The 12,042-nt window shown below is 70.5% G+C and carries 10 protein-coding genes; 7 read left to right on the top strand and 3 right to left on the bottom strand.

Going from position 1 to position 12,042, the window contains the following annotated elements:
* The first annotated feature begins 123 nt into the window (after positions 1-123).
* Both EMA17_RS06445 and EMA17_RS06440 read left to right on the top strand, forming a co-directional pair.
* Positions 124-3,321, top strand: coding sequence for a M28 family peptidase (locus EMA17_RS06445; protein WP_126635924.1), 3,198 nt, complete (start codon positions 124-126; stop codon positions 3,319-3,321).
* A gap of 172 nt (positions 3,322-3,493) precedes the next feature.
* Positions 3,494-4,078 (top strand): MepB family protein, encoded by a 585-nt coding sequence (locus EMA17_RS06440; RefSeq protein WP_126635923.1) that lies wholly within the window; start codon positions 3,494-3,496, stop codon positions 4,076-4,078.
* A gap of 20 nt (positions 4,079-4,098) precedes the next feature.
* Here the strand turns inward: EMA17_RS06440 and EMA17_RS06435 are convergent, their stop codons facing one another.
* Positions 4,099-4,623, bottom strand: coding sequence for an SRPBCC family protein (locus EMA17_RS06435; protein ID WP_126635922.1), 525 nt, complete (start codon positions 4,621-4,623; stop codon positions 4,099-4,101).
* A 66-nt stretch (positions 4,624-4,689) separates the two neighbouring features.
* Here EMA17_RS06435 and EMA17_RS06430 point away from each other — a divergent pair, with 66 nt between their 5' ends.
* The 5 genes from EMA17_RS06430 to EMA17_RS06405 all read left to right on the top strand — a co-directional run bounded on the left by EMA17_RS06430 (position 4,690) and on the right by EMA17_RS06405 (position 10,422).
* Positions 4,690-5,331 carry a TetR/AcrR family transcriptional regulator gene (locus EMA17_RS06430; protein ID WP_126635921.1) on the top strand — a complete coding sequence of 214 codons (642 nt, stop codon included), beginning with the start codon at positions 4,690-4,692 and terminating at the stop codon, positions 5,329-5,331.
* An 88-nt stretch (positions 5,332-5,419) separates the two neighbouring features.
* A complete protein-coding gene (locus tag EMA17_RS06425) occupies positions 5,420-5,938 on the top strand; it encodes a DUF4240 domain-containing protein (protein ID WP_126636125.1) in 519 nt (172 codons plus the stop codon).
* Positions 5,939-6,004: 66 nt separating this feature from the next.
* Positions 6,005-6,400 (top strand): hypothetical protein, encoded by a 396-nt coding sequence (locus EMA17_RS51640; protein WP_160161330.1) that lies wholly within the window; start codon positions 6,005-6,007, stop codon positions 6,398-6,400.
* On the top strand, positions 6,397-9,153 hold the full coding sequence (gene fxsT, locus EMA17_RS51635) for an FxSxx-COOH system tetratricopeptide repeat protein (protein WP_160161329.1): 2,757 nt from the start codon (positions 6,397-6,399) through the stop codon (positions 9,151-9,153). The genes EMA17_RS51640 and fxsT overlap by 4 nt, the downstream gene beginning before the upstream one ends.
* A gap of 84 nt (positions 9,154-9,237) precedes the next feature.
* Positions 9,238-10,422, top strand: coding sequence for an epoxide hydrolase family protein (locus EMA17_RS06405; RefSeq protein WP_126635920.1), 1,185 nt, complete (start codon positions 9,238-9,240; stop codon positions 10,420-10,422).
* Positions 10,423-10,477: 55 nt separating this feature from the next.
* On the opposite strand, the gene EMA17_RS06400 is transcribed toward EMA17_RS06405, so the two are convergent.
* Positions 10,478-10,924 carry a hypothetical protein gene (locus EMA17_RS06400; RefSeq protein ID WP_126635919.1) on the bottom strand — a complete coding sequence of 149 codons (447 nt, stop codon included), beginning with the start codon at positions 10,922-10,924 and terminating at the stop codon, positions 10,478-10,480.
* A gap of 195 nt (positions 10,925-11,119) precedes the next feature.
* A complete protein-coding gene (locus tag EMA17_RS06395) occupies positions 11,120-12,028 on the bottom strand; it encodes a sigma-70 family RNA polymerase sigma factor (protein ID WP_126635918.1) in 909 nt (302 codons plus the stop codon).
* Positions 12,029-12,042 lie beyond the last annotated feature (14 nt).

The raw sequence follows: 12,042 nt of genomic DNA, 5'->3' as shown, positions 1-12,042 counted from the left end.
CGTGTGAGTGTTTCGCTCGCTCGGGCACGAACCCGGCCTGCACGGTCGCCCGCGTCGCTCACGAGGCGTACGCGGCGCAAGCCGGCGACGTGGTCGAGGCATGTCCCCTCCCAAGGAGCCTCGATGAATCGCAGAACGACCACGGCCGGGACCGTCCTGGCCATGCTCGCCGGCTTGGCGATCGGCGCGGCCGGAACACCGGCCGTCGCCGACCCGTCCCCTCCCCCCGCCAACCCGCAGGCACTCGCGGTGTCCGCCGCCGACCGGGCGGCCGCAAGCGGCCTGGACGCCCTCGCCAAGGGTCCCGACGAGCAGTACGAACGCCAGGTCGTCACCCCGTGGATCAACGACCTGTACTCGGTCGCGTACCAGCGCACCTACCGCGGCCTGCCGGTCGTCGGCGGCGACGCGGTGGTCATGGCCGACGGCAAGGGCCGCGTGCACGCGACCCAGGCGTCGACCGACGCGCGCATTTCCGTGACCACCCAACCGACGGTGGCGGCCAGTGCCGCCGAGGCCACGTCCCGGGCCCAACTCCCCGTCGTGGACAAGGTCGAATCGCACCGCCTCGTCGTCCGGGTCAAGGACGACAAGAGCGCGCTGGCCTGGGAAACGGTGGTGGCGGGTCGTACCGCGACCGCGCCCAGCCGGCTGCACGTGTTCGTCGACGCGACCACCGGCAAGGTGCTGGACACGACCGACGAGGTCAAGGCGGGCACCGGCAACAGCCAGTGGAACGGTCCCAACCCGCTCGCCATCGACACCACCAACTCCGGTGGTTCGTACTCCCTGCGCGACCCCAACCGCCCCGGTCTGACCTGCGCCGACTACAGTTCCGGCCAGGTCTTCTCGAAGTCCACCGACTCGTGGGGCAACGGTCAGGCATCGAGCAAGGAAACCGGCTGCGTCGACGTCATGTGGGCGGCGCAGAAGGAATGGAACATGCTCAAGGACTGGCTGGGTCGCAACGGCCACAACGGCAACGGCGGCAGTTGGCCGGTCAAGGTCGGCCTGAACGACGTCAACGCCTACTGGGACGGCTCGTCCATCTCGATCGGGCACAACCAGAGCAACCAGTGGATCGGCTCGATGGACGTGGTCGGCCACGAATTCGGGCACGGCATCGACCAGTTCACCCCGGGCAGCACCAGCGGCGAGGCCGGACTCGGCGAGGCCACCGGCGACATCATGGGCGCGCTGACCGAGGCGTACACGAACGAGCCCTCCCCCTACGACGCGCCCGACTACACCGTCGGCGAGACCGTCAACCTCGTGGGCCAGGGCCCGATCCGCTACATGTACAAGCCGTCCACCAACGGCGACCCGGACTGCTACAGCGCCTCGATTCCCAACACCGAGGAGCACGCGGCGGCCGGACCGATGAACCACTGGTTCTACCTGCTCGCCGAGGGCACCGCGGCCAACGGCCCGGGCAAGCCCGGCAGCCCCACCTGCAACAACACCACGCTGACCGGGGTCGGCATCCAGAAGGCCGGCAAGGTCTTCTACGGCGGCATGCTGCTCAAGACCAGCGGCATGACCTACAAGCGCTACCGGACCGCGACGCTCACCGCGGCCAAGACCCTCGACCCCACGTGTGACCTCTTCAAGAAGACCAAGGCGGCGTGGGACGCGATCAGCGTGCCGGCCCAGACCGGTGACCCGACCTGCACCGGCGACCCGGTTCCGGACTTCAGCCTCGCGGTCAGCCCGACCAGCGGCAGCGTGACGCCCGGCGGCACCACGACCACCACCGTGACCGCCACCCTGGTCTCGGGTCCGGCGCAGAACGTCACCCTGACCACCGGCCCCCTCCCGGCCGGCGTCACCGGATCGTTCAACCCGGCGACCATCGGCACGGGCCAGTCCTCCGTGCTGACCCTGTCGGCGAGCGCGTCGGCGAGCGCGGGCACCAGCTCGATCACCGTCACGGGCACGGGTTCGTCCACCTCGCACACCGCGCAGTACGCGTTGACCGTCGGCAGCGGGCCGGGCAACCCGAGCGACCCGCCGGACATCAACGTCGCGAACGTGCAGTCGCACCTGACGCAGCTCAACCAGATCGCGAACCAGAACGGCGGCAACCGCCGTGCGGGCAGCGCCGGTTACACCGCGTCGGTGGCGTACGTGAAGGGTAAGCTCCAGGCGGCCGGCTTCCAGGTCAGCGAGCAGACCTGCACCTCCTGCACGTACCGCTCCAACAACCTGATCGCCGACTGGCCCGGCGGCCCCGCCGATTCGGTCGTCATGTTCGGCGCCCACCTGGACAGCGTCAGTGCCGGTCCCGGCATCAACGACAACGGTTCGGGTTCCGCCACCCTCCTGGAGAACGCGCTCGCGCTCGCCCAGGCCAACCCCAGCCTGACCAAGCACGTGCGCTTCGGCTGGTGGGCCGGCGAGGAACAGGGCCTCCAGGGCTCGCAGTTCTACGTCAGCCAGCTCGGCTCCACGCAGCGCGCCGCGATCAAGGGCTACTACAACTTCGACATGGTCGGCTCGCCCAACGGCGGCTACTTCATCAACAACATCAACTCCGCCACCGCCGCGCCGATGAAGGCGTACTGGGACTCGCTGAACCTGCGCCCGGAGGAGAACGTCGAGGGCCAGGGCCGCTCCGACGACTACTCCTTCCAGCAGGCCGGCATCCCGACCTCCGGCTACGCGGCCGGTGCCGACGCGCGCAAGACCTCGGCGCAGGCGACGAAGTGGGGCGGACAGGCCAACCAGTCCTACGACTCCTGCTACCACTCCTCGTGTGACACCACCTCCAACATCAGCGCCACGGTGCTCAACCGCAGCGCGGACGGTGTCGCGTACACGATCTGGAAGACCGCGGTCGGCGGCACCACGCCCACCAACGACTTCACCATCTCGGCCGTGCCGTCCTCCGGCAACGCGCAGCCCGGTGCCACCGCCTCCACGACGGTGAACACCACCACCTCCAGCGGTACGGCGCAGAACGTCACGCTCAGCTCGAACGCGCCGTCGGGCATCAGCGTGAGCTTCAGCCCGCCGTCGGTCCAGAGCGGCACCTCCTCGACCGCGACGATCACCGTCTCGGGGAACACCGCGGCCGGCACGTACCCGATCACCATCACGGGCACGGGATCGGTCGTGCACTCGACCACGTACACGCTGACGGTCGGCGACGGCGGTCCGGGCAACTGCTCCGCGCCCGCCTGGGACGCCGGCACCGTCTACGTGGGCGGCAACGTGGTCTCGTACCAGGGCCACACCTACCGCGCCAAGTGGTGGACCCAGGGCGAGACCCCCGGAACCACCGGGCAGTGGGGAGTGTGGGTCGACCTCGGACCGTGCTGAGGCCGGACTCCGACGGCACGTAGCACGTAGCACATAGGTAGTCGGTACAACCGCTTTCCCCGATTGTGATGCCCGGTGGCCCGAGGTCTGGGTCACCGGGCATCACACCGTCCGGGGTCGGCCTCCGGAGGTCGGCGCCCGGGGTGTCGGGGCATGCCGGCAGGATGCCCGAATGGTTGCGAACCCTGATCTTTCGGCCGGATCCGACCCGAGAGGCGAGCCCTGGCCGACCGACGGGTCGTCGTCCCTGCCCGCCGATCTGACGGCCGCCAAGGAGATGGTCTACGACCCGATCGGGTTCGGGTGCGGCCGGCCGGTCGCCGAGCCGGAGAGCGCCGAATACGGGGCGTACACGCTCACCGTGGCCGGTGCCCGAGTCCGCTTTCGGAGCGCGAGGACCACGCCGACCAAGGTCGGGCTGTTCGTCACCCTGTGGCGGCGCTCGGCCGCCGGGCCGATCGAGCCGTCGGCGGCCGAGGACACGATCGACCTGGTCGTGATCGGTTGCCGGCAGGGCGAACACGTCGGGCAGTTCGTGTTTCCGCCGGCGGTCCTGGCGGAGCGCGGCATCCTCTCCGTGGGCGGCGTCGGGGGCAAGCGGGGTTTTCGGGTCTACCCGCCGTGGGTGACGCCGACCGTGCGACAGGCGGAGCGGACGCGCGCCTGGCAGATCGAGCACTTTCTCACGCTGTCGGGGGAGGTGCCGGCGGACTCGGCACGGATCCGGCGGTTGTACGGGGCGGGCGGGGCGCGGTAGGGCACGCCCCGGCGACGAGGTCAGGGGGCGCCGCCGCACGCGGCCCGGAGACGGCGCAGCGTCGTGCGCATGCCCTGGCGGTTGCGCTCGGCACGCCTCGCGGCCGGGGTTCCGGTGAAGACCAGTCCGAGTATCTCGGCGACCCGGCGGCGCCATCCGTCGCGGCGGTGGTCGATCCAGTACTCGGTGACCAGCGTCGCCGCTCCCCCCTCCGCCGGTGCGAGCCGATAGCCCCAGCGGGCGATGGGCAGGCCGAAGGAGGTGACGTCGAACGCGAACTCCCGGCCCGGGTCGGCGGTCACGATCCGGCAGACGGTGAACCAGACCCACGGGCCCCGCCGGTTGAAGCCGACGAAGCCGCGCCCGCGGGGCCGGATGGCGAAGACCTCCGGGCTCCAGTCCTTCATCCGCCGGACGTCGGCGACGATCGGGTACACGGCCTCCGGCGCGAGCGGCACGGTCAGCGATTCCTCGATCTCCCAGACGCGCGTGGTGGACGTCGCCGGTTCGGGAGCGGGTTCGGGGTGGTGATTCCCAGGCTTCATGGGCGTCACGCTAGCAGCAGAATACAACGCAACGTAGCGTTGTGTTCAAGCTGTTAGTCTCCCGGTATGAACGACGAACGACACCCGGCGGAACCCACCGACGCCGGCGGCGGCACCGGCGCCGCCACGGGCTCGGGGTCCGGCGGCGGCCCGCGCAAGGCCCAGGCGATCTTCGACGCCACCCTCGACCTCCTCGCCGACAAGGGCTACGAGGGCCTGACCATCGAGGGAGTCGCCGAGCGGTCCGGGGTGAACAAGACCACGATCTACCGCTGGTGGCCGTCGAAGGGGGCGCTCCTCGGCGCCGCGCTCGCCGGCGCCCGACGCCTGGAGTTCCCCATGCCCGACACCGGCAGCCTCCGGGGCGACCTCGAGGCGCTGCTGGACGGCATGGTGTCCCTGCTCACCACCCCGCCGACGGCCGACATCGCCGTCGCCGCCCTGGGCGCGGTCACCCACAGCGCCGAACTCGCCGAACACGCCGGCGCCTTCTTCGCCGGCCGCCTGGCCCGCGAACGTCCCGTCTTCGAGCGCGCCGTCGCCCGGGGCGAACTCGCCGCCGACGCGGACCCGATGTTGCTGATGGACCTGCTGGCCGGCGCCGCCTGGCTCCGGGTGGTCTTCCGCCAGGTTCCGGTCGAGCCGGATTTCGCCCGACGTACCGTGGCGGTGATCCTGGCCGGAGCGGCCTCGCGCGCCGACGGTTGAGCCCGAGGTCGGGCCCGGGCGGGCGGACCGAATTGCCCTTCATGTCCTCCCGGGCGATCGGCCTCGCGCGTGCGATGATCCGACCGTGATGGACGAGAGCGAGTTCTGGGAACTCATTGACGCCACGCGCGAGGCGGCCGAGGGCGACCCCGAGGAGCAGGCCGACCTGCTGGTGGAGCGCCTGACACAGCTCGATCCCGACTCCGTCTGCGACTTCGCCAAACACTTCGAGGCGCGCTACACCCGCGCCTATCGCTGGGACCTGTGGGGCGCGGCGGCGGTCCTGCTCGAAGGCGCGAGCGACGACGTCTTCGACGCGTTCCGCTGCTGGCTGATCGGCCAGGGCCGGGACGTCTTCGAGGGCGCCCTTCGCGACCCCGACGATCTGGCCGACCTCCTCGACACCTTCGACCCGGACATCGACGGCGACGGCGAGGACCTGGGCTACGCCGCCGACGAGGCCTACGAACAGATGACCGGCGCCCGGATGCCGCCGGTGGGCCTCCCGCCGCAACCGGTGGACCCGGCCGGCACCGCGGTCAACCTGGAATTCGACGACGCCCTGGCCACCCGCTACCCCAACCTGTGGACCCGCTTCCGCACATAGCCGGCCGAGTCGGGTCGACGCCCGATTCGGCTGACGTGATCTCGGCCCGGGGTGGACGATGGCCCGATGACGGTGTGGGTGAAGGTGTGTTGGTGGGGGTTGGCCGTCGTCGGCGGCCTCGCGGCGGTCGCACTGGTGGTCTGGATGTCGGCCGCGGACCTGGAGCGTTCGAGCCAGTGGGCCGGGGTGATCGGCACGCTGATCGCACTCTCCGCGCTGGGCGTCGCCCTGTGGCAGGTCCGAACGACACCGCCCGGCCCGGGGCCGTCCCCCTCGGAGCCGGTTCACGCGGAAACCGGCTCGATCGCGGCACGCGGAAACATCCGCAACGCCTCCGCACGCGGCACAGCCACCGGCGCGGGATCACCGACTCCCCCCACCGGCCCGGGAATCTCCGCAAGCGACGGCTCGATCGCCGCCGGCGGAGACGTCGAAGGCTCGACCGCGCACCACGGCCCGTGAAGCCCGAACGCCGAAGGCGACGGCGCACCCCCAACGCACCCGTCCCGGCCCCGAGCACGTCCGCCACCCGGGGCGCGATCGCAGCCGGCGGCAACGTCATCGACTCGATCGCGATCCACGCCGAACACGCGCTACCCCCGGAGGCATACGCGCCGATCCCGCACGACGCGCCCGGAAGCGGCGTCTCGAACATCCCCCGATCCGATCTGTTCGTCGGTCGTGAGCACGAACTCGCGGCGCTGGAGGCCGCGTTCGGCAAGGCGGGCGAGGTGGTGGTGCACGCGGTACACGGCCTCGGCGGCGTCGGCAAGTCCGCCCTCGCCGCACACTGGGCCGCCCGCCGCCGCGAACCGGTCCGATGGTGGATCACCGCCGACACCCCCGCGGGGGTCGACGCGGACCTGGCCGCCCTCGCCCGAGCCCTACAACCCGGTGTGACCCAGCTGCCCGCCGAGTCGCAAACGGAACGTGCCATCCGCTGGCTCACCGACAACCACGAGTGGCTGCTCGTCCTCGACAACGTGGAGAACCCGTCCCACATCCATCCACTCGTCGACCGCACCCCCGGCGGTCGCGTCCTGATCACCACCCGTCGCGCCACGGGTTGGCACCACCACGCGAGGACCATCCGCCTCGAAGTCCTCGAACCCATCGACGCGACGGCCCTGTTCACCCGCATCCTCACCCACCACGGGCCGCGAGGCACGCACGGCACCGACGCCCTGTGCGAAGAACTCGGCCACCTCGCCCTGGCCGTCGAACAGGCCGCCGCCTACTGCGCCGAAACGGGCACCACCCCGACCGCCTACCTCGACATGCTCGCGCGGTGGCCCGCCACGATGTTCGCGGCCACCGCCGAAGGCGGCGACTCGACCCGCACCATCGCCCGAATCTGGCGCGTCACCCTGGACCGCCTCGCCGAAACCCCACTCGCCGGCGAAATCCTGCGCATCCTGGCCTGGTACGCCCCCGACCACATCCCGAGGGACCTCCTCGCCCCGTTGGCCGAACCACCCGAACTCACCACCGCCATCGGCCGACTCGTCGCCCACGGCATGATCACCGACAACCACGACGGCACCCTGACCATCCACCGCCTGGTCCAATCCCTGGCCCGCACCCAGGACCCGGAAGACCCCCACCGCCGGCCGGAGGCCATCGACCGGGCCCGCGACGGGGCCACCGTCCTCCTCGCCCTCGCCCTTCCCTACGACACCAAGAATCCGGCGCACTGGCCCTGCTATCGAGCCCTCCTGCCGCACGTCGACACCCTCACCCACCATCACTCCCCCGACCAGGACACCGCCCACACCGCCCGCATCCTCGACCGCGTCGCCGCCTACCGCCTGGAACAAGGCGCGACGGACAGCGCCATCCACACCTTCCGGCGTGCCGTCACCGCCCGGCAGCGGGCGCTGGGCGACGACCATCGCTACACCCTGGCTTCCCGCACCAACCTCGCCGACGCATACCAGGCGGCGGCGAACCCGGGGCAGGCGATTCCGCTCTATGAACACACTCTCGCCGCGATGGAACGACTACAGGGCAACGACCACCCCGACACCATGGCCACCCGGGGCAACCTCGCGGACGCATATCGAGCGGCCGGGAACCCTCTGAGCGAGTTGATCCCACTCTACGAACGCGTTCTGGAAGACTGTGAACGAGTGCTGGGCAACGAGGACCCCCAGACCCTGGCTGCCCGCGGCAACCTGGCGGGCGCATATCAGGCAACGGGGAATCCGAGCCGGGTAATCCCACTCTACGAAAGCATTCTGGAGGCCTATGAGTGGGTACTGGGCAACGACCACCCGAGCACACTTTCCGCCCGCAACAACCTCGCGAACGCGTACCGAGCGGCGAACGACCCGCGGCGTGCCATCCCACTCCTGAAACGCACCGTGAAAGACAGCGGACAACTGCTGGGCAACGACCACCCACACACCTTGATCGCCTGCAACAACCTCGCTCACGCGTATCGGAATTCGGGCAACCTCCACCGTGCGATCCGGCTCTTCGAGCGCACCCTCGCCGACCACGAACGAGCGCTGGGCAACGACCATCCCAACACGATGGCCTGCCGCAACGACCTCGCGGGCGCATACCGGGAGGCAGGCGATCCGGCACGAGCGATCACACTGTTCGAGCACGCTCTCGCCGACCGGGAACGGGTACTGGGCGACCACCACCACGACACACTGGCCGCCCGCAACAACCTCGCGAACGCATACCGCGAAGCACACGACCCTGGACGCGCGATTCCGCTGTGCGAACGTGTCCTGCAGGATTGCGAACGGATACTCGGCGACGACCACCCCGACACACTGACCGCCCGCAACAATCTTGCCGACTCGTACCAGGACGCGAACGATCCGCACCATGCGATTCCGCTCTTGGAACGCACCTTACAAGGCTGTGAACGGGTGCTCGGGAACGACCACCCGCTCACACTCTCGTCCCGCAACAACCTCGCGTACGCGTACCGGACGTCGGGTGACCTCGGCCGTGCGATCCGACTGTTCGAGCGCACCCTCGCCGACCGGGAACGGGTTCTGGGCAACGACGGCCCCGACACCCTCATGGCTCGCAACAACCTCGCGAGTACGTACGCGGAGGCGGGGGACCCGGGCCGAGCGATCACGCTGTTCGAGCGCACCCTGCGAGACTGCGAACGGGTGCTGAGCCCAGGCCATCCGACGATTGCGCTGGTGCGAACGAATCTGGAGAGGGTGCGTGCCTTGCCGACCGGCTGACGTGAGCGCGACCGGCCGGGCCCGTGAGCGCGCGGGCGCGTGTCCGCTTCGGGGCATGATCGTCGCGGAGTTAGCATGCGTGCCATGTCGGATGAAGAGGTGTTCCAGCCGCAACGATTCATCGGGCGCACCGATCCCGCCGTGCTCGCCGATCTTCGGGCGCGGTTGCGGGGCACGCGGTGGCCGGATGCGCCGGAGGAGGTCGGCTGGGGGCTCGGGGTCGATCTCGGATACCTCCGCGAGTTGGTGGACTACTGGGCGGACGGGTTCGACTGGGACGCGCAGGAGGCCGCGCTCAACCGGCTGCCCCGCTATCGGGCAACCGTCGGTGGACTCGGGATCCACTACGTGCATGCCCGGGCCGTCGCGCCGACCGGACCCGTGTTGCCGTTGGTGCTCGGGCACGGGTGGCCCGATTCGTTCTGGCGCTACACCAAGGTGATTTCGCTGCTGACCGATCCCGGCGCGCACGGGGGCGATCCGGCCGACGCGTTCGACGTCGTCGTACCGGACATGCCGGGCTACGGGTATTCGGATCGCCCGACCGGCCCGCCCCTCGACTCCATCGCCGTCGCCGGTCTGTGGGCCGAGTTGATGGACGGGCTCGGCTACGCCCGATTCGGCGCGGCGGGTGGGGACATCGGCAGCCACGTCGCCCGCTACCTCGCCCTCGACCACCCCGACCGGGTGGTGGCCGTACACCGCACCGACGCCGGTGTACCCGTCGTCTCCGGCGACCTCGCCGAGTTCACACCCGAGGAGCGCGAGTGGTTCCGGGAGGTCGCCGCCTGGGGCGCGGCCGAGGGCGCCTACGCCGCGATGCACCGGACCAAGCCGCAGACCGCCGCCGTCGGCCTCACCGACTCGCCCGCCGGCCTCGCCGCCTGGATCGTCGAGAAATTGCGCGCGTGGAGCGACTGCGACGGCGACATCGAGCGCGGCTTCACCAGGGACGAGATCCTGACCAACGTCACCATCTACTGGCTCACCGAAACGATCGGCTCGTCGATGCGGATGTATCGCGCCAACAACTCGATCCCGCCCGCGCAACTCGCCCGTCGGGTCGAAGTCCCGTCCGGCTTCACGCTCTTCCCCGGCGACCTGGTCCGCCCGCCACGCGCCTGGATGGAGCGCACCACGAACCTCGTGCGCGTGACCGAGGCCGAACGCGGCGGCCACTTCGCGGCGTTCGAGGAGCCCGAGCTGTACGCCGAGGAACTGCGCACGTTCTTTCGCCCGTTCCGCACGGCGGACCCGAACCCGAACTGACGGGCGACCCTTACGGACCGCCGACCGACGCAAACGGCCGGCCGATGGCTTCGGGTCAGGTCCGCTTGCGGCCGGCGATCCGGTCGGAGAGCTGCCGCACGTGGGCGGGGTCCGCGTCCCGGGCGAGGGAGACGTAGTGGTCCATGACGGCCGGCCGGTAGCGCACGGGCAACGTCTGTCCCGGGGCGAGTCGGGTGAGCTCGGTGATCGTGAGACCTTCGTCCGCGATACCTCGGAACGAGATGCCGTCGGCGGTCTCCACGTCGAACATCAGGACCACGCGTGGATTGCTGTTGACCTCCCGCCAGTCGACGAGAACGCCGAGCGCAAGCGCCCCCGCACGCAGTTCCGCATCGCGCTTTCGTGCCTCACCGCTCAGGAGCGGGTTCGGGGCGACGCCCGGGAAGTCGGGCCCGACGCCGAGCGATTCCCGACTCAGGTCGGGCCTGAGCCGCGCCATCAGGTCGTTGGGCTTCGTCTTCCTCTTCTTCGAACCGAACATCCCGACCCCTCCCTCGCACCGGTGCCGGAATCCCGGCCTGGTGCCTCGCCCGCACCGCGAGTGTACGTCGCGGCCATTCCGGCCTCCGTCGCGTCGCCGCGTCCCGATGTGGGCGCCGTCCGCGGTCGCGGACGGGCTCGGTCGGTGCATCCGTCCGTCCACCCGACCCCTGCCCGGTTGTCGGAACGCCCTGGCTCACCTGGGATCGGGCAGGTTCATCAGGGCCAGCTTGGCCGGGTCGACCACGGCCCTGATCTCGGTGATCCGGTCGTCGACGACGGTGAACGCGAGGACCGAGAGCGGAGAGCCGTCCTCGTGCCAGGAAACGACCCCGGGGAGGCCGTTGACGAACGCCGCCCGCCCCAGCGTGACCCCGCCCCCGGCCAGTCGCGCGCCTGCCGCGACCTTGGTGGCGCCGAGGGTGACGACCGTACCGCCGGGGGTGTCGACGACCAACCGCACCTCGGGATCGAGCACGCGCAACAACTCCTCGAAGGCGCCGTGACGAGCCGCCGCGAGGAACGCGTGGACCACCTCGCGCTGCCCCCGCGCGCCGTCCACCGGCCGCTCGGTCGCCTGTACCTTCCGGCGCGCCCGGCTGGCCATCATCTTCGTGGCGTCGGCGGACTTGCCGAGGATCCTGCCGATCTCGTCGAACGGCACCGCGAACAGGTCGTGCAGCACGAACGCGAGCCGTTCGCTCGGCCGCAACGATTCGAGCACGACCAGGAGCGCGAGCCCGACGGAGTCGGCGAGCACCGCCTCCTCCTCCGGCGCGGGACCGTCGTCGATCGTCACGACGAACTCCGGCAAACGCTCGTCGTAGGACGCCTCGGGGCGGGCCTGCCGCGAACGCAGCCAGTCCAGGCTGATCCGGCCGACCACCGTGGTCAGCCAGCCGCCGAGGTTGTGGATGCTCGCCGTGTCCTGGCGGGACAACCGCAGCCAGGTCTCCTGGACCACGTCCTCCGCGTCGGAGTGCGACCCGAGCATGCGAAAGGCGACCGCGCGCAGCCGGTCGCGCTGGGATTCGAACGCCTCGACCATCGCATCCGTGGTGCCGGGCCCGGGGTCGGAATCGTGGTCGGGGTTGGTGCCTGACATGTCGTTACCTTCCT

This window comes from Embleya hyalina (genome assembly GCF_003967355.1).
Taxonomy (GTDB): domain Bacteria; phylum Actinomycetota; class Actinomycetes; order Streptomycetales; family Streptomycetaceae; genus Embleya; species Embleya hyalina.
Note: the sequence above shows the minus strand (reverse complement) of the source record. Positions and strands in the feature narration are given on the sequence as shown.